Source organism: Stenotrophomonas sp. KH_052 (assembly GCF_057838755.1).
The window spans coordinates 3,592,421-3,614,875 of the sequence record NZ_CM174475.1 but is presented as its reverse complement, the minus strand read 5'-3'; the positions used below and the strand labels follow the sequence as shown (position 1 = coordinate 3,614,875).

Annotated in this window: 18 protein-coding genes; 11 read left to right on the top strand and 7 right to left on the bottom strand. The window is 66.8% G+C overall.

Going from position 1 to position 22,455, the window contains the following annotated elements; all coding sequences use genetic code 11:
* Window positions 1-152: 152 nt before the first annotated feature.
* From mdtD to AC3ITW_RS16655, 5 genes are all read right to left on the bottom strand, one after another.
* On the bottom strand, window positions 153-1,562 hold the full coding sequence (gene mdtD, locus AC3ITW_RS16675; protein WP_065723923.1) for a multidrug transporter subunit MdtD: 1,410 nt from the start codon (window positions 1,560-1,562) through the stop codon (window positions 153-155).
* 92 nt (window positions 1,563-1,654) lie between these two features.
* Entirely contained in the window at window positions 1,655-2,737 is a 1,083-nt protein-coding gene (gene hemE / locus AC3ITW_RS16670; protein WP_489389746.1) for a uroporphyrinogen decarboxylase, read from the bottom strand.
* Window positions 2,738-2,763: 26 nt separating this feature from the next.
* The gene (locus AC3ITW_RS16665; protein ID WP_006384267.1) at window positions 2,764-3,003 is read right to left on the bottom strand and encodes a WGR domain-containing protein; all 240 of its coding nucleotides are present in this window, start codon (window positions 3,001-3,003) and stop codon (window positions 2,764-2,766) included.
* 122 nt (window positions 3,004-3,125) lie between these two features.
* The gene (gene aroB / locus AC3ITW_RS16660) at window positions 3,126-4,238 is read right to left on the bottom strand and encodes a 3-dehydroquinate synthase (RefSeq protein ID WP_489389745.1); all 1,113 of its coding nucleotides are present in this window, start codon (window positions 4,236-4,238) and stop codon (window positions 3,126-3,128) included.
* Window positions 4,235-4,777, bottom strand: coding sequence for a shikimate kinase (locus AC3ITW_RS16655; RefSeq protein ID WP_006384262.1), 543 nt, complete (start codon window positions 4,775-4,777; stop codon window positions 4,235-4,237). Before AC3ITW_RS16655 ends, aroB begins: the two co-directional genes overlap by 4 nt.
* Before the next feature lie 99 nt (window positions 4,778-4,876).
* Between AC3ITW_RS16655 and AC3ITW_RS16650 the strand changes: the two genes are divergently transcribed.
* Window positions 4,877-5,080, top strand: a complete 204-nt coding sequence (locus AC3ITW_RS16650; protein ID WP_012511846.1) for a dodecin family protein — start codon at window positions 4,877-4,879, stop codon at window positions 5,078-5,080.
* Between the two features lie 6 nt (window positions 5,081-5,086).
* On the opposite strand, the gene AC3ITW_RS16645 is transcribed toward AC3ITW_RS16650, so the two are convergent.
* Window positions 5,087-5,914 (bottom strand): kinase, encoded by an 828-nt coding sequence (locus tag AC3ITW_RS16645; protein WP_041864575.1) that lies wholly within the window; start codon window positions 5,912-5,914, stop codon window positions 5,087-5,089.
* Window positions 5,915-5,954: 40 nt separating this feature from the next.
* On the opposite strand from AC3ITW_RS16645, the gene pdxH reads away from it, so the two are divergent.
* Together pdxH and AC3ITW_RS16635 are read left to right on the top strand one after the other, a co-directional pair.
* The gene (pdxH, locus tag AC3ITW_RS16640; RefSeq protein ID WP_012511844.1) at window positions 5,955-6,554 is read left to right on the top strand and encodes a pyridoxamine 5'-phosphate oxidase; all 600 of its coding nucleotides are present in this window, start codon (window positions 5,955-5,957) and stop codon (window positions 6,552-6,554) included.
* A 205-nt stretch (window positions 6,555-6,759) separates the two neighbouring features.
* Window positions 6,760-7,221, top strand: coding sequence for a DoxX family protein (locus AC3ITW_RS16635; protein WP_006384211.1), 462 nt, complete (start codon window positions 6,760-6,762; stop codon window positions 7,219-7,221).
* A 74-nt stretch (window positions 7,222-7,295) separates the two neighbouring features.
* On the opposite strand, the gene prpR is transcribed toward AC3ITW_RS16635, so the two are convergent.
* Window positions 7,296-8,879: a propionate catabolism operon regulatory protein PrpR gene (gene prpR / locus AC3ITW_RS16630; RefSeq protein WP_006384210.1), complete on the bottom strand. Its 1,584-nt coding sequence runs from the start codon at window positions 8,877-8,879 to the stop codon at window positions 7,296-7,298.
* Window positions 8,880-9,032: 153 nt separating this feature from the next.
* On the opposite strand from prpR, the gene prpB reads away from it, so the two are divergent.
* From prpB to AC3ITW_RS16590, 8 genes are all read left to right on the top strand, one after another.
* Window positions 9,033-9,926: a methylisocitrate lyase gene (prpB, locus tag AC3ITW_RS16625; protein WP_012511842.1), complete on the top strand. Its 894-nt coding sequence runs from the start codon at window positions 9,033-9,035 to the stop codon at window positions 9,924-9,926.
* Between the two features lie 36 nt (window positions 9,927-9,962).
* A complete protein-coding gene (prpC, locus tag AC3ITW_RS16620; RefSeq protein ID WP_006384137.1) occupies window positions 9,963-11,120 on the top strand; it encodes a bifunctional 2-methylcitrate synthase/citrate synthase in 1,158 nt (385 codons plus the stop codon).
* Between the two features lie 97 nt (window positions 11,121-11,217).
* Window positions 11,218-13,836 carry a Fe/S-dependent 2-methylisocitrate dehydratase AcnD gene (gene acnD / locus AC3ITW_RS16615; RefSeq protein ID WP_489389744.1) on the top strand — a complete coding sequence of 873 codons (2,619 nt, stop codon included), beginning with the start codon at window positions 11,218-11,220 and terminating at the stop codon, window positions 13,834-13,836.
* A 100-nt stretch (window positions 13,837-13,936) separates the two neighbouring features.
* A complete protein-coding gene (locus tag AC3ITW_RS16610) occupies window positions 13,937-14,194 on the top strand; it encodes a type II toxin-antitoxin system ParD family antitoxin (protein ID WP_006384133.1) in 258 nt (85 codons plus the stop codon).
* Window positions 14,181-14,507: a type II toxin-antitoxin system RelE/ParE family toxin gene (locus tag AC3ITW_RS16605; RefSeq protein ID WP_100435106.1), complete on the top strand. Its 327-nt coding sequence runs from the start codon at window positions 14,181-14,183 to the stop codon at window positions 14,505-14,507. The genes AC3ITW_RS16610 and AC3ITW_RS16605 overlap by 14 nt, the downstream gene beginning before the upstream one ends.
* A 23-nt stretch (window positions 14,508-14,530) precedes the next feature.
* Complete coding sequence (prpF, locus tag AC3ITW_RS16600; RefSeq protein ID WP_489389743.1) at window positions 14,531-15,709, top strand: 2-methylaconitate cis-trans isomerase PrpF; 1,179 nt, start codon at window positions 14,531-14,533, stop codon at window positions 15,707-15,709.
* Window positions 15,710-15,861: 152 nt separating this feature from the next.
* Complete coding sequence (locus tag AC3ITW_RS16595; protein WP_006384082.1) at window positions 15,862-17,322, top strand: bifunctional 2-methylcitrate dehydratase/aconitate hydratase; 1,461 nt, start codon at window positions 15,862-15,864, stop codon at window positions 17,320-17,322.
* A 204-nt stretch (window positions 17,323-17,526) separates the two neighbouring features.
* A complete protein-coding gene (locus AC3ITW_RS16590; protein ID WP_489389742.1) occupies window positions 17,527-22,434 on the top strand; it encodes an alpha-2-macroglobulin family protein in 4,908 nt (1,635 codons plus the stop codon).
* Window positions 22,435-22,455 lie beyond the last annotated feature (21 nt).

Sequence of the window (22,455 nt, the reverse complement as noted above, 5' to 3'; positions counted from 1 at the left end):
CGCCATGGATGGCGCCATCGAGCCCCCAAGGATGGGTTTACGGCGTGTCCTGAAGCCCCACACCGCACCGCCCAGCGCACAGCATTCACAGAGCCGGTTTTTGCTGTTGCTGCGGCTTCTAGCGGGTGCAGGGTGCAACCCTGCCGAACCCCTCACTCTGCGACGTGCTCGACCTGCCGCGGTTCGGGCTTGGTGTCCGGCAGCTGCCAGAAGATCATCGTCGAGGTCAGGGTGATCGCACCCACGCACAGGAAGGTGGCGTGCAGCGCCGACGTCGCACTGTCGCTGTCCAGGTGATTGCCGAACGCGGCCAGCAGGCTACCCGCCGCCGCGGCACCGAAACCGGCTGCGAGCATCATCACCATCGACAGCAGGCTGTTGCCGGAACTGGCGAATTCGCGGTCCAGATCACGCAGGGTCACGGTGTTCATCACGGTGAACTGCAGCGAATTGACCGCGCCGAAGAAGGCCAGCTGCAGCAGGCGCCAGGCCAGATGCTGGCCGGGCGTCATCAGGATGAAGCTGGCCATCGCCAGGCCCACCAGCACGGTGTTGACCATCAGCACGCGGCGGTAGCCGTAGCGCTCGACCAGCTTCACCGCCAGCTTCTTCGACACCATGCCGGCCGCCGCCACCGGCACCATCATCAGGCCGGCGTTCATCGGGCCGAGGCCGAGGCCGACCTGCAGCAGCAACGGGATCAGCATCGGCATGGCGCTGCTGCCGATACGCGAGAACAGGTTGCCAAGGATGCCGATGCGGTAGCTGGGCACGCGGAACAGCGCCAGCGAGAACAACGGCGCGGTCGAGTTGGCGGCGTGCAGCCAGTAACCCACCAGCGCCGCCAGGCCGGCCACGGTCATCAGCATCACCAGTGCGTGTGGCGTACCGAGCCCGGAGATGCCATCCAGCGCCAGCGACAGCACCACCATCGCAAAGGCCAGCATGATGTAGCCGCGCAGGTCGAATCGGGTGCGATGGCTGGCGTAGTGGTCGGGCATGATCTTCATCGCAGCGATGAAACCGATCACGCCGATCGGCAGGTTGATCAGGAACACCCAGTGCCACGATGCGATCTCGACCAGCCAGCCACCCAACGTGGGGCCGATCAACGGGCCGACCAGGGCCGGGATGGCGATGAAGCTCATCGCGCGCAGGAAATCCTCGCGTGGTACCGAACGCATCACTGCCAGGCGGCCGACCGGCAGCAGCATCGCACCGCCGATACCCTGCAGCACGCGCGCACCGACCAGCTGGTGCAGGTGCTGGGCCAGCGCGCAGGCCAGCGAGCCGAGGGTGAACAGGATGATCGCCACCAGGAAGGTGCGTCGGGTGCCGTAGCGGTCGGCGATCCATCCGGAAGCGGGAATGAAGGTGGCTACCGCCAGCGCATAGCTGAACACCACCGACTGCATCTGCAGCGGGCTTTCGCCCAGGCTGGCCGCCATCGCCGGCAAGGCCGTGTTGACGATGGTCGAGTCCAGCATCTGCATGAAGATCGCCAACGAAACCAGCCACAGCAGGGGGCGCTGGCGGGTGTAGGTCGATGGCGATGTGGACATGGGGTGTGGCCGGTGCAGCGTGGGGGACGCCATGATCGCGCACTGCGGGTCACGGCGCGATCAACATCGCGCCGCAACCGCATGCGCAATGCTCAGCGCTGGCTGTGGGCGTGCACCGCGTCGACCAGCACCTGCACGTGCGCCGGGTCCATGTCCGGCGACATGCCGTGGCCGAGGTTGAACACATGGCCCTCGCGCGAGCCGCCATTGCCGGCGGCATAGGTGTCGAGCACGCGTGCTGCTGCGGCGGCGATCGCATCCGGCGAGGCGTACAGCGTGGTCGGGTCGAGGTTGCCCTGCAGGGCGACGCGACCACCGGTGCGGCGCATCGCTTCGTCCAGGTCCAGCGTCCAGTCCAGGCCGAGTGCATCGGCACCGGTCTGCGACAGCGCCTCCAGGTGCAGGCCGGTGCCCTTGCCGAACAGGATCAGCGGCGTGCGCTCGTTGCCTTCGCCGCGATCCAGGCCCTCGGCGATGCGCTGCAGGTAGCGCAGCGAGAACTCGCGGTACATCGACGGCGACAGCACGCCACCCCAGGTGTCGAACACCTGTAGTGCCTGTGCACCGGCCGCGCGCTGCGCGCCAAGGTAGGCGATGACCGCCTCGGTGGTGACCTCCAGCAGGTGGTGCAGGGCCTGCGGATGGTTCAGTGCCATCGCCTTGATCCGCGCGAAGTCCTTGCTGCCGCCGCCTTCCACCATGTAGCAGGCCAGCGTCCACGGGCTGCCGGAGAAACCGATCAGCGGCACCTGGCCGTCCAGCTCACGGCGGATCAGGCGCACCGCGTCCATCACGTAGCCCAGGTCCTGTTCCATGTCCGGGACCGCCAGCTTGGCGATGGCGGCTTCATCACGCACCGGGTAGCGGAACTTCGGGCCTTCGCCTTCGACGAAGTACAGCTCCAGGCCCATCGCATCGGGAATGGTGAGGATGTCCGAGAACAGGATCGCAGCGTCCAGCGGGAAGCGGCGCAGCGGCTGCAGGGTGACTTCGCAGGCGATCTCCGGGTTCTTGGCCATGGCCAGGAAGCTGCCGGCCTTGGCCCGGGTCGCGCGGTACTCCGGCAGGTAGCGGCCGGCCTGGCGCATCAGCCAGACGGGGGTGCAGTCCACCGGTTCGCGGCGCAGGGCGCGCAGCAGGCGATCGTTGCGGAGAGGGCTGGTCACGATGGGCATTCCTTGGGCGAAAGTTGGCAGCGGCGTCAGTCGCCGTGCGGAAGAATCTGGAAGCCGCGATGCAGTTCGGCATCGCGGGCCTTCTCGAAGGCATGGCGGGCTTCGTCGGCCTGCAGGAACAGCTCGCGCCGCAGCTGCGAGCGACCACCGGCGCGACCGCTCTCGCGCAGCAGCTCCCAGCCGCCGAACAGGTCCGGCTGCAGGATCAGGCGCAGGAAGCGCGGTGCCTGCGCACCGGCGTCGGGATGTTGCAGGTAAACGTGCATGGCGCCGATTGTAGCGGGGCCAGGGTGACCCCGGCCGCAACGCGGTCGTGCCGGCCGTTGGCCGGCAACTTCATGAAACCTCCCCGGTAGCGCCGGGCCATGCCCGGCGAACACGGAAACGGTCAGGCCGCGCCCAGCACCTTCAGCACCGCCGCCTCGTCCACGTCCGGCACCACTTCAGCACGGCCGATGCCGCGCCACAGCACCAGGCGCAGGCGGCCGGCCACGTTCTTCTTGTCCAGCCGCATGCGGCCGAGCAGGGCCTGCGGGTCCAGTCCGGCCGGGATCGCCACCGGCAGGCCGAGGCGTTCCAGCAGCATCTGCAGGCGCGCACGGTCGGCGTCGTCTGCCAGGCCCAGGTCGGTGGACAGCTTCGCCGCCAGCACCATGCCCACCGCCACCGCCTCGCCATGGTTCAGTGCATCGCGGCCGGGAGCGGAGTAGCCCTGTTCGGTCTCGATGGCGTGGCCGAAGGTGTGGCCAAGGTTGAGAAGGGCGCGCTCGCCTTTCTCGAACGGATCGCGCTCGACGATGGCGGCCTTGTGCCGGCAGCTGCGCGCGATGGCCTCGGCCAGCACTGCATCCTCGCCGGCCAGCAGCGCATCGGCGTGCTGCTGCAGCCATTCGAAGAACACCGCGTCGCCCAGTGCACCGTACTTCACCACTTCGGCCAGGCCAGCGCGCAGTTCGCGCGACGGCAGGGTGGCCAGCACGAGGGTATCGGCGATCACCGCGCGGGGGGGATGGAACGCGCCGACCAGGTTCTTGCCGGCTGGAATGTCGACCGCGGTCTTGCCGCCCACCGACGAATCGACCATCGCCAGCAGGGTGGTCGGCAGTTGCACGCAGTCCACGCCGCGCATCCAGCAGGCGGCGGCGAATCCGGCGAGGTCACCAACCACGCCGCCGCCGAGGGCGAACACGCAGGCATCTCGGGTGGCGCCGAGCGCGGCCAGCGCTTCGATCGTGCGGCCGAATTCGGCCAGGGTCTTGGAGGCTTCGCCGGCGGCCAGCACGTGCTCGCCGACGATCAGGTCGGGGCGTGCGGCCAGCAGCGTCTGCTTCACGGCGGCCAGGTAGCGCGGAGCCACTTCGCTGTCGCTGAGCAAAAGCACGTGGCGGCCGCGCACATGCGAGGCCAGCGCGGTGCCGTCGGCCTGCGCGCCAGCGCCGATGGTGATGGAGTAGGGGCGGTCGCCGCCAACGGCGACCTGCAACAGGGCGGGGGAAGTCATGCGGTCAGGTCCTGGCGCTGCCATTGCGTGGCCAGCTTGACCACCAGCTGGGCGGTCGCATCGGCAGCGGTGTACGGGTCGGTATCGAGGATGAGGTCGGCCAGCTCGCGGTACAGCGGGTCGCGGTGTGCGGCCAGATCGTGCAGCACCTGCTCGCGGTCAGGGCGCTGCAGCAGCGGCCGGCCCTTGTCGCGGGCCAGGCGCTCCAGCTGTTCGGCCACGCTGACCCGGAGGTAGACCACGAAGCCGCGCCGGGCGATCAGTGCACGGTTGTCCGGATCCAGTACGGCGCCGCCACCGGTGGAGACCAGCTGGCCACGGCCTTCCAGTACGCGAGCAAGCGCCTCACGCTCATGGCTGCGGAAGCCGGTTTCGCCCGAGTGCTCGAAGATGGTCGGGATGCTGGCGCCGGCGGCATCGACGATGGCCTGGTCGACATCGACGAAGTCCAGCGTGAAGCGCTCGGCCAGGCGGCGGCCGATGCAGGTTTTACCGGCGCCCATCGGGCCGATCAGGATCAGGTTCGGAGCAGGATTCATGCCCTCTGATCCTAACACCTCCGTGCCTTGGCCTTTACGTTCTTCACGTCAGGCTGGGCGTTACTGCGGGGCTCTCCCGCGCCTGACGGAGCAGCAGTCATGACGGTCGCCAAGGTCATCGAAATCAATGCGTCCTCGCCCAAGAGCGTGGAGGATGCCGTGCGCAGTGGCTTGAAGAAGGTATCCGGGACGGTCAAGGGCATCCAGGGCGCCTGGATCAACGAAACCAAGGTGGTGACCGATGGCAACGGCGAAATCACCGAATGGCGGGTCAATCTGCGGGTGACGTTCCTGGTGGAATAGGCGCCCTCAGCGCACCGCCTGCACCTGGCGCTGGCCGTCCAGCACCACCACGTGGTCGGCCAGGCCGGGCAGGGCATGCAGTGCCTGCCGGCTGACCCGCTCGTAATACTGCACGAAGCGCTCCAGCTGCGGCCGGCTCATGCCGTGCCGGCCCGGCTGCGCCGCCTGCAGGTTCTGCTCCTGCTGCCAGCGCCAGCGCGGCACCACCGAAAAATCCGGCGGCTGCAGGAACCACAGGCGGTCGCAGCGCTGCCACAACGCCGGGTAGTCGCGGGCCAGTGCCTGGTTGCACCAGCGGCGCCAACGACCATCGGCGTCGGCCTCGCGTTCCAGCGCGTTCAACGGGCTGTCCAGTGCGTTGTCATCCTGCGCCGGTGTGCCGAGGAACCAGCCTTCGAACACCAGCAGGTCCAATGGCTGCTGCAGCTGCGGCCACTGAGCCTCGGGCAGGCGCTCGTCGGCGAGCTTGTCGAAGCGCGGCATCGCGAAGGGCTGGCGTGCGGCCACCGCGTCCAGTACGGCGTGGGCCAGCGGCAGGTCGTGGGTGCCGGGCGGGCCGCGGGTGATCAGCAATGGGTGCACCTGGCGGGCCAGCCGTTGGCGCTGTGCGCGGGTCAGGTAGACATCATCGATCGACAGCGTGGCCGCGTTCAGGCCACGTGCCTGGGCGCGCGCCACCACCTGCGCGGCCAGCGTCGATTTGCCGCTCCCCTGCAGACCGCTGATCGCCAATACTGGAACTGCTGCATCGCTGGCCAGCGCATCGTCCAGCGCCTGTTCGGCCAATGTTTCGGGGAATCCTTTCACCTGGGGCATATACGCAGCAGCGACCATGCAGCCACAATAGCCCAATCCGTGTGAGAAGAACGCAATCATGAGCGACCTGTACGCCGAAGCCCTGTCCACGTTTGCCGGCCTGTTCGAGGAGGCCAAGCAGAGCCGCGAGGTCGAGCCGAATGCGATGACCGTGGCCACCGCCGATACGCAGGGCCGTCCCTCGGCGCGTACCGTGCTGCTGAAGGCCTTCGACGAGCGTGGCTTTGTCTTCTACACCCATCTGGACAGCCACAAGGGCCAGGAACTTCAGGCCAATCCGCAGGCCGCACTGCTGTTCCTGTGGCGCAGCCTGCGCGAGGCCGGCATCCAGGTGCGCATCGAAGGCCGTGTCGAGCAGGTCGCTGATGCCGAGGCTGATGCCTACTTCGCCAGCCGCCCGCGCTTGAGCCAGGTCGGCGCCTGGGCCTCGCAGCAGTCGAAGACGCTGTCGACGCGCGAGGAATTCGACGCACGCGTGGCCGAGATCGAAGCCCGCTTCGAAGGCAAGGACGTGCCGCGCCCGGATGGCTGGAGCGGCCTGCGCGTGGTGCCCGACCGCATCGAGTTCTGGTACGGCGCGCAATTCCGCCTGCATGAGCGCTGGTGCTATGAGGCCGGGGCTGAAGGGCGCTGGAGCAAGCGCCTGCTGTATCCGTAAGGCTGCCCGATGCAACGCCTGCTGGTTGTTGGAGGCCTGTTGTAGAGCCGAGCCCACGCTCGGCTGCTCCTTCGAGAGCATCAGCTGAGCGCGGGCTCGGCTCTACAGAAGTCCACGCTTTTTGCGAGTGGACTGGTCAGCTTCATGTATGAGCAGGTAGCTGGCGGGCACACTCCAATCGAAGCCTTCAATCTGTGGAGTTGCCATGCCCTCCTGGCGTTGCCTGTTTGCCGTGCCATCACCGCGTCGTGGCGTGGAGGCTTACCTGCTGCTGCTTGCCCGCATCGTCGCCGGTGTGATGTTCTGCGTCTCCGGCTGGAACAAGGTGTTCACCGACGCCGGGCGCGAGCGCATGGTGCATACGTTGGTCGATGCGGGGATTCCGTTCCCGGTATTCAGTGCGCCGGTGCTGGGTGTGATTGAATGGATTGCCGGTGGACTGCTGGTGCTGGGGCTGCTCAGTCGCCCTTCGGCATTGCTGCTGGCGGGCATCTGCGCGGTGGCCGCATTGACCGATGGCATCGCACGCATTCCGGCCGGGCTGAGCGTGCCGGATTGGTTGAGCTGGTTCTTCTACCTCAGCGAAGTGCCGCTTGGGGTGCTGCTGCTTTGGATTGCGGCGGTGGGGAGTGGCCGGTTTGCGATAGAGGCGCGTTGGTCACGCTGACGGCACGCACCCTGTAGAGCCGAGCCCATGCTCGGCTGCTTCTGCGGGAAGATCAGCCGAGCATGGGCTCGGCTCTACAGGCCTTCCGCGCGCAGCCAGCGCCACAGCGTGGTGCGTGAGACGCCCAGCGCCTGCGCCATCCCCTCGCGGTCATTGCGGTGTTCCTGCAACAGCGCTTCCAGCTGCGCACGCGGCGGGCGCTTGCCGTTGCTTTCCACCGGCAAGGCTGCAGTGCCCTCATTCACCAGCTCAGGTGCAAGCCGCAACAGTCGCGCGGCATCGATCAGCCCTTCACCCGGCTGCCAGTGGATGCGCAGGCGATCGACCAGGTTGCGCAGTTCGCGCACGTTGCCGGGCCACTCGGCGGCGGTCAGTACCGCCAGTGCGTCCTCATCCAGTGGCGCATCGATGCCACGCAGCTGGCGGAAGAAGTGCTGCGCCAACAGCGGGATATCGCTGTGCCGCGCACGCAGCGAAGGCAGCGCGATACGCAGCGCGGCCAGGCGGTAATACAGATCACGGCGGAAACTTCCGGCGGCGGCACGTTGTTCCAGTGACTGCAGCGTGGCAGCGACGACGCGCAGATCCACGGGCGTGGGTTCGGTGGCGCCGACGCGCAGCACTTCGCGTTCCTCCAGCACCCGCAGCAGTCGGGTCTGCAGCGGTAGCGGCAGTTCGCCGATTTCGTCCAGGAACAGGGTGCCGCCATCTGCCGCCTCGACCAGGCCAACACGGCCACCACGCCGCGCGCCGGTGAAGGCGCCATCGCTGTAGCCGAACAGCTCCGCTTCCAGCAGCGATTCGCTGATCGCGCCGCAGTTCAGTGCCACGAAGCGTCCGCGACGACCGCTGGCGGCGTGCAGCTGGCGCGCCACCAGTTCCTTGCCGGTGCCGGTTTCGCCGCTGACCAGCACGGTGCTGTCATGTGGGGCGTAGAGCGCGATCTGCGCGCGCACCTGCGCCATCGCGTCGCTGTCGCCGAGTAGTTCATGCGCATCGGCACGCGCTGCCGGGCGCCGGCGCGGGGCAGGGCGGTTGCTGCCGGAACGTGCCAGGGTCTGGGTCAGTTCCAGCGCATGTTCGAACGCCTGCCGCACCGAGTCGGCCGAATACAGCAGCACCCCGGGCAGACCGGCCTGTTCTGCATGGTCGATGGCCATGCCGGTGCCGACGATCACCTCGATGCCGTTGGCGCGCAGGTCGGCGATGCAGTCTCGTGCGTCCTCGCGGGTGACGAAGCGGCGATGTTCGATATCCAGGCCGAAACTCTGCTGGAAGTTGCTGAACACTGGTACATCGCTGGCGTGGGTGACCAGGCCGATGCGCGGAGCGATGCGTCGCGCGCGCGCCAGTGCTTCCATCAGGTCGAAGCCGTTGGCCTGGATCGGCACCAGCGGCAGCTCCAGCCGACCACGCAGCCACGCCGCATTGGAGCCGCCGGCGATCACCACATCGCAGTGCTCGCGACGCAGGCGCTGCCCGATCACGTCCACCGCTTCCTCGAAGCCGAGGTTGATCTGCTCGATGCGTGCGCGGCGGTCGAACTCGGGAATGACGTCGCCGAGCAGGCCGGTCAGCCGCGAGACGCTGACGGTCCAGATCACCGGGCGGCCGGGGTCGGTATCGGCGTGGCGCAGGGGTGATCGGGGCAGGTACATGGCGGCGGGTTCGGGTGGGGTGTTTCATGATACATCCGTTTCAATGTTTCATTTGTTTCACAGTTGCGTGCCGGTCATCCCCGTGAAATCAACCGCTTGCAGCTTGGCATGGTGCTTGCGCCTACCTTCCCGTTCTTCAACCTGGATTGCCGCATGACCGCTTCCGCCCCATTCTCCGCCGGTGCCCGCTTCCGTGAGGCGCTGGCTGCCGAATCGCCGCTGCAGGTGATCGGCGCGATCAACGCCAACCATGCGCTGCTGGCCAAGCGCGCTGGCTTCCGTGCCATCTACCTGTCCGGCGGCGGCGTTGCCGCTGGTTCGCTGGGCCTGCCGGACCTGGGTATCAACACCCTGGAAGACGTGCTGATCGACGTGCGGCGCATCACCGATGTCTGCGACCTGCCGCTGATGGTCGACATCGATACCGGTTTCGGCCCGAGCGCGTTCAACATCGCGCGCACCGTGAAGTCGCTGATCAAGGCCGGCGCCGCGGCCTGCCATATCGAAGATCAGGTTGGCGCCAAGCGCTGCGGCCACCGTCCGGGCAAGGAGATCGTCTCGCAGGGTGAAATGGTCGACCGCGTGAAGGCCGCCGCCGATGCCAAGACCGATCCGGACTTTTTCCTGATCGCACGCACCGATGCCATCCAGGTGGACGGCGTGGACAAGGCCATCGAGCGCGCCATCGCCTGTGTCGAAGCCGGTGCCGATGGCATCTTCGCCGAGGCTGCCTATGACCTGGATACCTACCGCCGCTTCGTCGATGCGGTGAAGGTGCCGGTGCTGGCCAACATCACCGAATTCGGTGCCACCCCGCTGTTCAGCCGCGATGAACTGGCCTCGGCCGGCGTGGCCATCCAGCTGTTCCCGCTGTCAGCGTTCCGTGCGGCCAACAAGGCCGCCGAAAATGTCTACCAGGCGGTGCGCCGCGATGGCCATCAGCGCAATGTGGTGGAGAGCATGCAGACGCGCGAAGAGCTGTATGACCGCATCGGCTACCACGCCTTCGAGCAGCAGCTCGATGCACTGTTCGCCGCCAAGAAATAAGCAGTACCCTGCACCATCAGTTTTCGGAGGGAAAACATGAACGATACGACCGCAACCCCGACCTTCAAGCCGAAGAAGTCCGTCGCCCTGTCCGGCACTGCTGCCGGCAACACTGCGCTGTGCAGCGTGGGCCGCAGCGGCAACGATCTGCACTACCGTGGCTACGACATCCTGGACCTGGCCAACACCAGCGAGTTCGAGGAAATCGCCTACCTGCTGGTGCACGGCAAGCTGCCGACCCGCGCCGAGCTGGTTTCGTACAAGGCCAAGCTGAAGTCGCTGCGTGGCATTCCGGCCGCGGTGAAGGCGGCGCTGGAAGAACTGCCGCCGTCGGCGCACCCGATGGACGTGATGCGCACTGGCGTGTCCGTGCTCGGCTGCGTGTCGCCGGAAAAGGACGACCACAACCATCCGGGCGCGCGCGACATCGCCGACAAGCTGATGGCCTGCCTCGGCTCGATGCTGCTGTACTGGTACCACTGGAGCCACAACGGCCGTGCCATCGACGTGGAAACCGACGATGACTCGATCGGAGGTCACTTCCTGCACCTGCTGCATGGCGAGAAGCCGCAGGATTCGTGGGTGAAGGCGATGCACACCTCGCTGATCCTGTACGCCGAGCACGAATTCAATGCCTCCACCTTCGCCTGCCGCGTCATCGCCGGCACCGGCAGCGACATGTACAGCGCGATCTGCGGTGGCATCGGTGCGCTGCGCGGTCCCAAGCATGGCGGTGCCAATGAAGTGGCCTTCGAGGTGCAGAAGCGCTACGACAATCCCGACGAGGCCGAGGAAGACATCAAGGCCCGCGTGGAGCGCAAGGAAGTGGTGATTGGTTTCGGCCACCCGGTCTACACCGTGTCCGATCCGCGCAACAAGGTGATCAAGGACGTGGCCCGCGAGCTGTCCGAAGAGCAGTCCAGCCTGAAGATGTACGACATTGCCGAGCGCCTGGAAACGGTCATGTGGGACATCAAGAAGATGTTCCCGAACCTGGACTGGTTCAGCGCCGTCAGCTACCACATGATGGGCGTGCCGACCGCGATGTTCACCCCCCTGTTCGTGATCGCCCGCACCGCCGGCTGGAGCGCGCACATCGTCGAGCAGCGCATCGACGGCAAGATCATCCGCCCGAGCGCCAACTACATCGGTCCGGAAGACCGCGACTTCGTCGCCATCGACAAGCGCGTCTGATCCACCTGCTGTACCCATCCGGCCGGCCGCGTGCCGGCCGGATGCTTTCGCCGCCGCACCGCCGGCACCCGGCCCGCCTCAAGCACTCCGCCAGCCCATGAATACCGATTACCGCAAGAACCTCCCCGGCAGCTCGCTGGATTATTTCGACGCGCGTGCCGCTGTCGATGCGATCCAGCCGGGCGCCTATGCCACGCTGCCGTACGTGTCGCGCGTGCTGGCCGAAAACCTGGTGCGTCGTTGTGATCCGGCCACGCTGACCGATTCGCTGAAGCAGCTGATCGAGCGCCGTCGCGACCTGGATTTCCCCTGGTTCCCCGCGCGCGTGGTGTGCCATGACATCCTCGGCCAAACCGCGTTGGTCGACCTGGCTGGCCTGCGTGATGCGATCGCCGACAAGGGTGGTGATCCGGCTAAGGTCAATCCGGTGGTGCCGGTGCAGCTGATCGTCGATCACTCGCTGGCGGTGGAATGCGGTGGTTACGATCCGCAGGCGTTCGAGAAGAACCGCGCCATCGAGGATCGCCGCAACGAAGACCGTTTCCACTTCATCGACTGGACCAAGCTGGCCTTCGAGAACGTGGACGTGATTCCGCCGGGCAACGGCATCATGCACCAGATCAACCTGGAGAAGATGTCGCCGGTGATCTACGTGCAGAACGGGGTGGCCTTCCCGGATACCTGCGTGGGCACCGACAGCCACACCCCGCACGTGGATGCGCTGGGCGTGATCGCGATTGGTGTGGGCGGCCTGGAAGCGGAGAACGTGATGCTGGGCCGCGCGTCCTGGATGCGCCTGCCCGACACCGTCGGTGTCGAACTGAGTGGCCGCCCTCAGCCGGGCATCACCGCCACCGATGTGGTGCTGGCCCTGACCGAGTTCCTGCGCAAGGAACGCGTGGTCGGTGCGTGGCTTGAATTCTTCGGCGAGGGTGCCGCGGCACTGACCATCGGTGACCGCGCCACCATCTCCAATATGTGCCCGGAGTACGGCGCCACTGCGGCGATGTTCTACATCGATGCGCAGACCACCGAGTACCTGCGCCTGACCGGGCGCGAGGAATCGCAGGTGGCGCTGGTGGAGAACTATGCCCGCACCACCGGGCTGTGGGCCGATGATCTGGCCAACGCGCAGTACGAGCGCGTGCTGCGCTTCGATCTATCGACCGTGGTGCGCAACATGGCCGGGCCGAGCAATCCGCACCGTCGCCTGCCGGTGGCCGAACTGGCCGAGCGCGGCATTGCTGATGCGGCCAAGCTGGAAGCGGGCAAAGCCGAACAGGCGCAGGGCCTGATGCCGGATGGCGCAGTGATCATCGCCGCCATCACCAGCTGCACCAACACCTCCAACCCGCGTAACGTGATCGCCGCCGCACTGCTGGCGCGCAACGCCAACGCGCGCGGCCTGCAGCGCAAGCCGTGGGTGAAGTCCTCGTTGGCGCCGGGTTCCAAGGCCGTGCAGTTGTATCTGGAAGAATCCGGCCTGCTGCCGGACCTGGAACAGCTCGGCTTCGGCATCGTCGCCTTCGCCTGCACTACCTGCAACGGCATGAGCGGTGCGCTGGACCCGAAGATCCAGCAGGAGATCATCGACCGTGACCTGTACGCCACGGCCGTGCTGTCGGGCAACCGCAACTTCGATGGCCGCATCCACCCGTACGCCAAGCAGGCCTTCCTGGCCTCGCCGCCACTGGTGATCGCCTACGCCATCGCTGGTACCGTGCGCTTCGATATCGAGAAGGACGTGCTGGGCGTGGACGCCGACGGCAACCAGGTGCGCCTGAAGGACATCTGGCCAACCGACGCCGAGATCGACGCGGTGGTGAAGGCCTCAGTGAAGCCCGAGCAGTTCCGCAAGGTCTACAACCCGATGTTCAACGTGCGCGTGGAGCATGGCGCCGCAGTCAGCCCGCTGTACGACTGGCGCCCGCAGAGCACCTACATCCGTCGTCCGCCGTACTGGGAGGGTGCACTGGCCGGTGAGCGTACGCTGGCTGGCATGCGCGCGCTCGCCGTGCTGCCGGACAACATCACCACCGACCACCTGTCGCCGTCCAACGCGATCATGGCTTCGAGTGCCGCTGGCGAATACCTGGCGAAGATGGGCCTGCCGGAAGAGGACTTCAATTCCTACGCGACCCACCGCGGTGACCACCTGACCGCGCAGCGCGCCACCTTTGCCAACCCGAAGCTGTTCAACGAGATGGTGCGCAACGACGACGGCAGCGTGAGGCAGGGTTCGCTGGCGCGCGTGGAGCCGGAAGGCAAGGTGATGCGCATGTGGGAAGCGATCGAGACCTACATGGAGCGCAAGCAGCCGCTGATCATCATCGCCGGTGCCGACTACGGCCAGGGCAGCTCGCGCGACTGGGCCGCCAAGGGCGTGCGCCTGGCCGGCGTGGAAGCGATCGTGGCCGAAGGCTTCGAGCGGATTCACCGCACCAACCTGATCGGCATGGGCGTGCTGCCGCTGGAGTTCAAGCCGGGCACCACCCGCCTGACCCTGGGCATCGATGGCACCGAGACCTTCGACGTGATCGGCGAGCGCACCCCGCGCGCTGACCTGACCCTGGTCATCCACCGCCGCGACGGCCAGGACGTGATCGTGCCGGTCACCTGCCGCCTGGACAGCGACGAGGAAGTGGCGATCTACGAAGCCGGCGGCGTGCTGCAGCGCTTCGCCCAGGACTTCCTGGAAGGCGCCAAGGTGGCGTGATGCCGGACTGAATGCCTGCCCCCGGAGGCCGGGGGCGGGCTTGTCCGACACCAGGGCAGGGCGCACACTGACTTGGCAAAAACTGCCAAAGGAGAGTTTCATGGCCACCATGAACATTTCGCTGACCGATCCGCTCAAGCAGTTCGTGGACGAGGAAGTGCGCGAAGGCGGCTACTCCAGTACGTCGGACTACGTGCGTGACCTGATCCGCCAGCGTCAGCGCAGCAAGGCTGAAGAGCTGCTCAAGCAGTTGATTGCCGAGGGGCTGGCTTCTGGGCCTGCCGTTCCGGTGACTGCGGCCACATTCGAGCGGATGCGTCGCGAACTGACCGAAAGGATGGAGCGTGAAGGCGATTGAATGGAGGCCCCGGGCCGAGACAGACGCAGCCGACGCCGCGCTGTGGTACGCACGACAGGGAGGGCTGGCACTGGGTCAGCGCTTTCTCGCCGAGCTGAAGGCCACGCTTCAACGTATTGCGATGTTCCCTGCGTCAGGTTCCGTCCGCCATGCCGACCTCGCCGCACAGTTGCCGGCACTCTTGCGCTTCATGCAGGTTCCGGGCTTTGAACGCTATCTCGTCTACTACCTCGATCTGCCGGACCGCGTGGACGTCATGCGGGTGTGGTGCGTTGATCGTGGCCTTGACGCACTGATGCAAGACATTTCCTGAAATCCAAACGCTTGGATCCGACGATGAATTTTCTTCCGCAACTCCGAATTCCCGCCACCTACATGCGCGGCGGCACCAGCAAGGGCGTGTTCTTCCGCCTGCAGGACCTGCCCGATGCCGCGCAGGTGCCGGGCGCCGCACGCGATGCGCTGCTGATGCGCGTGATCGGCTCGCCCGATCCGTATGGCAAGCAGACCGATGGCATGGGCGGCGCCACCTCCAGCACCAGCAAGTGCGTGATCATTTCCACCGCTTCGGTGCCTGACCACGACGTGGACTACCTGTATGGCCAGGTGTCGATCGACACCGCCTTCGTCGACTGGAGCGGCAACTGCGGCAACCTCAGCACTGCGGTGGGTCCGTTCGCGATTGCCAATGGTCTGATCGATCCGGCCCGGGTGCCGCGCGATGGCCTGTGCACCGTGCGCATCTGGCAGGCCAACATCGGCAAGACCATCATCGCGCACGTGCCGATGCGCGATGGCGAAGTGCAGGAGATCGGCGATTTCGAACTGGACGGCGTGACCTTCCCGGCGGCCGAGATCCAACTGGAATTCATCGATCCGTCCGATGACGGTGATGCGGGCGCGATGTTCCCGACCGGTAACCTGGTCGACACCCTCGATGTTCCCGGCGTGGGCAGCTTCGAGGTGACCATGATCACCGCGGGCATCCCGACCATCTTCCTCAACGCCGCCGACCTGGGCTACACCGGCACCGAGCTGCAGCCGGCGATCAATGAGGACAAGGCCGCACTGCAGAAGTTCGAGACCATCCGCGCGCATGGCGCGCTGCGCATGGGTCTGATCAAGAACCTGGAAGATGCGGCAACCCGCCAGCACACGCCGAAGGTCGCCTTCGTGGCGCCGGCGCAGGACTATGTGTCATCCAGCGGCAAGGCCATTCCGTCCTCGGCCATCGACCTGCATGCGCGCGCACTGTCGATGGGCAAGCTGCACCACGCGATGATGGGCACCGCCGCCGTGGCGATCGGCACTGCCGCGGCGATTCCGGGCACTCTGGTCAATCGTGCGGCCGGTGGTGGCGAGCGCGAGGCGGTGACCTTCGGCCACCCCTCCGGCACGCTGCGCGTGGGCGCGCAGGCCGGTCTCGTTGACGGCCAGTGGACGGTGACCAAGGCCATCATGAGCCGCAGCGCCCGCGTGCTGATGGAAGGCAAGGTGCGGGTGCCGGCCGAGTAACCAGCAGGTCGGCGCTGGCATCACACGCTTCGGTAGATGCCAACCTTGGTTGGCATGGCATTGGCACCGCCCGGGCAATGTCCAGCGCCAACCAAGGTTGGCGACTACCGGGAGGCGCGGCCTGACCTGCTTTTCTGAAGAGGAGATCGACGATGTCCGATAACCACACCCCATCCAACGAGCGTGCAGCGTGGGATGCGCTGCTGGTGGACATCGTCGACTACGTGCGCGACGCGCGCATCGACTCACCCCTGGCGTTCCAGACCGCGCACCACTGCCTGCTCGACACGCTGGGCTGCGGTTTGGAAGCGCTGTCCTTCCCGGCCTGCAGCAAGCTGCTCGGTCCTCTGGTGCCGGGCATCAGCGTGGTCAACGGCGCGCGCGTACCGGGCACGCACTACGTGCTGGACCCGGTGCAGGCCGCCTTCAACCTGGGCGCGATGGTGCGCTGGCTGGATTTCAACGACACATGGCTGGCCGCCGAATGGGGCCACCCGTCGGACAACCTCGGCGGCATCCTCGCCGTCTGCGATTGGCTGGGACGCAATGCGCAGGCCCTGCGCCGCCCGCCGCCGACCGTGCAGGACGTGCTGCTGGCGATGATCAAGGCGCATGAGATCCAGGGCGTGTTGGCGCTGAAGAATTCGTTCAACCGGGTCGGGCTGGACCATGTGGTGCTGGTCAAGGTGGCGACCACCGCCGTGGTAGCGCAGCTGCTCGGGCTTGATCGCGAACGCATGCTCAATGCAGTGTCGCTGGCCTGGGTCGATGGCCAGGCGCTGCGGACCTACCGGCACGCGCCCAACACCGGCTCGCGCAAGAGCTGGGCCGCCGGCGATGCCACCAGCCGTGGCGTGCGCCTGGCGCTGATCGCGGCAACGGGTGAAATGGGCTATCCGAGCGTGCTCAGTGCACCGACCTGGGGCTTCGAGGCAGTGTCCATGCATGGCCAGGCATTGACGCTGGAGAGACCGCTGGGCAGCTATGTGATGGAGAACGTGCTGTTCAAGATCAGCTACCCGGCCGAGTTCCACGGCCAGACCGCAGTGGAGGCAGCGATTACGCTGCACCAGCAATTGCGCGTGGCCGGGCGGCGCGCCGAGGACATCGAACACATCGCGATCCGGACCCAGGACGCTTGCATCCGCATCATCGACAAGCAGGGCCCGCTGCACAATCCGGCCGACCGCGACCACTGCGTGCAGTACATGATCGCCATCGCGCTGCTGCATGGGCGGCTGGTGGCCGAGGACTATGAGGACGACGTCGCCGCCGATCCGCGCATCGACGCATTGCGCGCAAAGATGGCCTGCCACGAGGATCCGCAGCTCAGCGCCGACTACCTGGACCCGGACAAGCGCAGCATCGCCAACGGCCTCAGCGTGCGCTTCAACGATGGCAGCGAACTGCCGGAGGTGCTGGTGGAGTACCCGCTCGGCCATGCCCGGCGCCGCGAGGAAGGCATTCCGCTGCTGAAGGACAAGTTCCGCCGGCACCTGGCCCATCGCTTCCCGACCGCCCAGCAGCAGCGCATCCTGGCGGCATCGCTGGACCCGGTGGCGCTGGCGGCGATGCCGGTGACCGATTACGTGGACCTGTACCTGCCGGGGTAGCAACGCTTTGGTGGGTGCCAACCTTGGTTGGCACGGGCCCAACGCCAACCAAGGTTGGCGGCTATCGGGACCGCCTTGGTCGGCACGGATCCGATCCAGCCGGGCGCGGCCCGGTGCGACCGTTCCGATGCATTCCTGCCGAATTCGCGTCAACACCTTGACGCGGCCTGCCTATAATGGCCACCTCGATCAAGGAGTGACGACATGAGCGGTCCGGCACGGCGGAAGCGGTGGGGATGGGCGGCGGCGGTACTGGCAGGAGGCCTGTTGCTGGGCCTGGCCGGCTGCCGCAACGACAGCGGGCAGCTGCCCAAGAGCAGCGGTGAGGCCATCACCACCAAGGCCGAGCAGGTGAAGGAATTCACCCTGCTGCGCGCTTACCCGGACCAGAAGAATGAAGGCCTGTCGCTGGCGCTGGAGTTCTCGCGCCCGCTGGTCGGCACCCAGGATTTCGACAAGCTGGTGCGCTTCGAAGAGAAGGTCGGCACCGACGACAGCAGCTGGACGCTGTCCGATGACGGCCTGACCCTGCGTTACCCGTTCGTCGAGGCTGGCAAGGAGTTCAGCCTGGTGGTCTCGCCGGACCTGCTGGCCGCCGATGGCAGCCGCCTGGGCAAGGAACTGAAGCAGAAGGTGTTCAGCGGCGAGCTGAAGCCGGTGGTCGGTTTCGCCTCGCAGGGCAGCGTTCTGCCGGCCAAGGACAGCCGTGGCCTGCCGGTGGTCTCGGTGAACGTGCCCGAGGTTGATGTTGAATTCCTGCGCGTGCGCGAGAAGGACCTGCCGACTTTCTTCAGCCAGTACCAGCGCGGTGGCCGCCGCGGCAGCTGGGAGCTGAGCAGTGACTACGAGCGCAGCCCGATCAACAAGCTGGCCGAGCCGGTCTACGTCAACCGCTTCATCCTTGGTGGCAAGAAGAACGAGCGGGTGCTGACCTACCTGCCGACCCAGGACATCAAGGAACTGCAGGAACCGGGCCTGTACTTTGCCCTGCTCAAGCGCACCGGCGACTATGAAGGCGAGTTCGATACCGCGTTCTTCTCGGTCAGCGACATCGGCCTGCATACCCGCGCCTACAAGGACAAGCTGTTCGTGCACACCGCCGGCCTCAAGGACGGTGCGCCGCTGAAGGGCATCGACCTGCGCGTGCTGGACGCCAAGGGCGAGGTGGTGCTGAAGGGCAGCACCGACGGCAACGGCAATGCGCTGCTGAACTACACGCTGGATGCCACCCACGTGCTGGTCGCCAGCACGGGCAAGGACACCAGCTTCCTGCCGTTCAACCAGCCGGCGCTGGACCTGAGCGAATTTGCCGTGGCCGGTCGTGACAATGCCTGGTTCGACGTTTACGCCTGGTCCGGCCGTGACCTGTACCGCCCGGGCGAGACCGTGCGCCTGTCCGCCCTGCTGCGCGACAACGATGGCAAGCCGGTCAAGGCACAGCCGGTTTTCCTGCGCCTGAAGCAGCCCGACGGCAAGACCTTCCGCGAGACCCGCCTGCAGCCGGGCGAGCAGGGCTACATCAACTTCGAGCAGGTGATCCCCGCCGAGGCGCCGACCGGGCGCTGGCAGGTCGAATTCCGCACCGACCCGGCGAGCAAGGAAGCGATCCAGGGCATGACCCTGCGCATCGAGGAGTTCCTGCCCGAGCGCATGAAGCTGGACCTGGACAGCGCGCAGAAGACGCTGAAGCCGGGCGAGGACCTGCGTCTGCAGGCCAATGGTGCCTACCTGTACGGTGCGCCGGCCGACGGCAACCGTTTCACTGCGCGCATGGCGGTGGCCGCCGAGCAGCAGCCGGTCGAAGGCCTGCCGGGCTACTTCTTCGGTGACCCGACCCTGCAGCTGCCGCGCGAAGCCAAGGACGTGATCGACACCACGCTGCCGGGCAACGGCCAGCTGCGTGAGGATGTGGCATTGCCGGAAGAGGCCGCCAAGGCCAAGGCACCGATCGCCGTGGTGCTGTCCGGCAGCCTGTATGAAACCGGTGGCCGTACCGTAACCCGTACCCTGAAGCGGGTGATGTGGCCGGCCAACGCGCTGGTCGGCGTGCGCCCGCTGTTCAACCCCGAGGATGGCGCCGACTCCAACGGCAATGCACGCTTCGAGCTGATGCGCGTGGATGCTGCCGGCAAGCCGCAGCCGGCCAAGGGCCTGAAGATCACCCTGGTGCGCGAGCTGCGCGACTACCACTGGACCTTCAACGACAACCGCTGGGACTACGATTTCACCCGCCGCTTCGAGAACAAGGAAACGCGCACCGTCGACGCCGGCAGCAGCGCGGTCGCCTTCGATTTCCCGGTGGAGTGGGGCGAGTACCGGGTGGACGTGTTCGATCCGTCCACCGGCCTGACCAGCCGCTACCCGTTCCGTGCCGGCTGGAGCTGGGGCGATGACAACCGCGGCCTGGACGCGCGCCCGGACAAGGTCAAGCTGGGCCTGGACAAGACCGGGTACAAGGCCGGTGACACGCTGGAGGTGACGGTGACCCCGCCGCATGCCGGCAAGGGCATCCTGATGGTCGAGACCGACCGCATGCTGTACGTGCAGGACATCGACCCCAAGCCGGGTTCGACCTTCAAGATTCCGGTCACCGCCGATTGGGAGCGCCACGACGTCTACATCACCGCACTGGTGTTCCGCGGCGGCAGCGCGCCGAGCAAGATCACCCCGGCGCGTGCCGTGGGCGTGGTGCATGTGCCGATGGATCGCAAGGGCCGCACCGTGGCCGTCGGCCTGGCTGCGCCCAAGCAGATGCGCCCGGAGCAGGACCTGCCGGTGACGGTCAGTGCACCGCAGCTGGCCGGCAAGATGGCGCACGTCACCGTCTCGGCGGTGGACGTGGGCATCCTCAACATCACCCGCTTCCCGGTGCCCGATGCCGGTGCGCACTTCTTCGCCCAGCGTCGCCTCGGCATCGATGCCTACGACATCTACAGCCGGGTGATCGAGAGCTTCGATGGCGGTGCCGGCAAGCTGAAGTTCGGTGGCGACATGGCGCTGCAGGCATTGCCGCAGGCCAAGCGCCCGACCGCGCGCGTGCAGACCGTGGACCTGTTCTCCGGCCCGGTGCAGCTCGATGCCAAGGGCATCGCCCGCATCCGCCTGAAGGTGCCGGACTTCAACGGCACCCTGCGGGTGTCGGCGCTGGTCTACAGCGATGACCAGTATGGCAAGCGCGATGTGGAAACCGTGGTGCGCGCTCCGATCCTGGCCGAAGCCAGCATGCCGCGCGTGCTGGCCCCGGGCGACCGCAGCACGGTGACCCTGGACGTGCAGAACTTCACCGGCAAGCCGGGGCAGTTCAACGTGAAGGTGGACACCGAGGGCCCGCTGAACCTGGCCGAGGGCAGCCGCAGCGTGCAGTTGAATGCCGATGCCAAGACCACGCTGAGCTTCCCGCTGTCGGCACGTGAGGGCCACAGCGTGGCCAAGGTGCGGGTGCGGGTGGACGGCAACGGCTTCAAGGCCGATCGCCGCTACGAGCTGCCGGTGCGTGCGGCGTGGCCGCAGGTGCTGCGTTCGCAGGTGCGCACGCTGGATCCGCTGGCGGCGGTCAGCCTCGATAACAGCCTGACCGATGGCTTGATGTCCGAGTCGGTGAATGCCCGCCTGCTGGTCAGCCCGCTGCCGCCGATTCCGTTCGCCAGCGCGCTGCAGGGCGCGCTGAACTACCCGTATGGCTGTGCCGAGCAGACCACCAGCAAGGGCTACGCTGCGTTGATCCTGGACCAGGCGACGTCGTCGATGCTCGGTGCCGACGGGCTGGATGCCAAGACCCGCCGCGAGCGCATGGAAGGCGCATTCGGCCGCCTGGCGTCGATGCAGGTGGCCAATGGCAACTTCTCGATGTGGGGGGACGACGGCTATGTGAACCCGTGGCTGACCCCGTACATCACCGAGTTCCTGCTCGATGCCAAGGATGCCGGCTTCGCGGTGCCCGACAACGTGCTGCAGAAGGCACTGAACCGTCTCAGCGAGGATCTGTTGTCCGGTGGCAACCAGTTCTACGGCCAGGACGACCGCGAAAAGCTGAAGTTCGCCAACCAGGCGTATTCGGGCTACGTGCTGGCCCGGGTCAACCGTGCGCCGCTGGGTACCCTGCGCACGCTGTACGACAACGAGCGCAGCAAGGCGGTCGGCGGCCTGTCGCTGGTCCATCTGGGCGTGGCGCTGTCGCTGCAGGGCGATGCCAAGCGCGGTCAGGCCGCGCTGGCCGCGGCCTTCGCCAAGTCCAGCAGCGAACGCCCGTCGTACTTCGGCGACTACGGCAGTGCGATCCGTGATGACGCGCTGATGATCGCGCTGACCCACGAAAACAAGCTGGCCAAGCCCGCGTGGGACGCGCGTGCGGTGGATCTCGGCCGTGGCCTGGATGCGCGCCGCAATGCCGGCTGGATGTGGCTGAGTACGCAGGAGCAGGTGGCCATCGCCCGTCTTGGCAAGGCCCTGGCCGCCAACCAGAAGGCACTGGTGGCCGGTGAACTGGTGATCGGTGGCAACACCGAAGCCATCGGCGAGCGAAAGCTGTTCGGCCGCAACTTCAGCGCCAGTGAGCTGGCCAGCGGCGTGCGCTTCACCCCGCAGGGCCAGCCGCCGATGTTCGCCAGCATCGACGTGGCCGGCATCCCGCGCAGCGCGCCGGCACCGGACAACAGTGTGCTGGGCATTGAGCGCAGCTACTACGGCACCGATGGCAAGCCGTGGTCGCCGCGTCCGCTGAAGGAAGGCGAAGCACTGATCGTGCGCGTCACCGTTACCGCCGACACCACGATGCCCGATGCACTGCTGACCGATCTGCTGCCGGCGGGCCTGGAGATCGAGAACTTCAACCTGGGCGATGCGAAGCAGTGGGCCGACGTGGTGGTCGATGGCATCACCATCAGCGATCGTGGTGAAGCCGCCGATACCAAGCACGAGGAGTTCCGCGACGACCGCTATGTGGCTGCGCTGAAGCTCTCGCGTGGCAGCAAGGCCAACGTGTTCTATCTGGTGCGTGCGGTGACCCCGGGTACCTACTCGGTGCCGCCGCCGCTGGTGGAGGACATGTACCGGCCGCAGCTGCGTGGCGTCGGCCGTAGCAACCCGACCACGATCACGGTGGTACAGCCGTGACCGCGCGGACGGGCCGCGACG

Bases quoted from the DNA above. Each gene is read 5' to 3' on its own strand.
- mdtD (WP_065723923.1), bottom strand. From the start codon at position 1,562: ATGTCCACATCGCCATCGACCTACACCCGCCAGCGCCCCCTGCTGTGG.
- hemE (WP_489389746.1), bottom strand. From the start codon at position 2,737: ATGCCCATCGTGACCAGCCCTCTCCGCAACGATCGCCTGCTGCGCGCC.
- AC3ITW_RS16665 (WP_006384267.1), bottom strand. From the start codon at position 3,003: ATGCACGTTTACCTGCAACATCCCGACGCCGGTGCGCAGGCACCGCGC.
- aroB (WP_489389745.1), bottom strand. From the start codon at position 4,238: ATGACTTCCCCCGCCCTGTTGCAGGTCGCCGTTGGCGGCGACCGCCCC.
- AC3ITW_RS16655 (WP_006384262.1), bottom strand. From the start codon at position 4,777: ATGAATCCTGCTCCGAACCTGATCCTGATCGGCCCGATGGGCGCCGGT.
- AC3ITW_RS16650 (WP_012511846.1), top strand. From the start codon at position 4,877: ATGACGGTCGCCAAGGTCATCGAAATCAATGCGTCCTCGCCCAAGAGC.
- AC3ITW_RS16645 (WP_041864575.1), bottom strand. From the start codon at position 5,914: ATGGTCGCTGCTGCGTATATGCCCCAGGTGAAAGGATTCCCCGAAACA.
- pdxH (WP_012511844.1), top strand. From the start codon at position 5,955: ATGAGCGACCTGTACGCCGAAGCCCTGTCCACGTTTGCCGGCCTGTTC.
- AC3ITW_RS16635 (WP_006384211.1), top strand. From the start codon at position 6,760: ATGCCCTCCTGGCGTTGCCTGTTTGCCGTGCCATCACCGCGTCGTGGC.
- prpR (WP_006384210.1), bottom strand. From the start codon at position 8,879: ATGTACCTGCCCCGATCACCCCTGCGCCACGCCGATACCGACCCCGGC.
- prpB (WP_012511842.1), top strand. From the start codon at position 9,033: ATGACCGCTTCCGCCCCATTCTCCGCCGGTGCCCGCTTCCGTGAGGCG.
- prpC (WP_006384137.1), top strand. From the start codon at position 9,963: ATGAACGATACGACCGCAACCCCGACCTTCAAGCCGAAGAAGTCCGTC.
- acnD (WP_489389744.1), top strand. From the start codon at position 11,218: ATGAATACCGATTACCGCAAGAACCTCCCCGGCAGCTCGCTGGATTAT.
- AC3ITW_RS16610 (WP_006384133.1), top strand. From the start codon at position 13,937: ATGGCCACCATGAACATTTCGCTGACCGATCCGCTCAAGCAGTTCGTG.
- prpF (WP_489389743.1), top strand. From the start codon at position 14,531: ATGAATTTTCTTCCGCAACTCCGAATTCCCGCCACCTACATGCGCGGC.
- AC3ITW_RS16595 (WP_006384082.1), top strand. From the start codon at position 15,862: ATGTCCGATAACCACACCCCATCCAACGAGCGTGCAGCGTGGGATGCG.
- AC3ITW_RS16590 (WP_489389742.1), top strand. From the start codon at position 17,527: ATGAGCGGTCCGGCACGGCGGAAGCGGTGGGGATGGGCGGCGGCGGTA.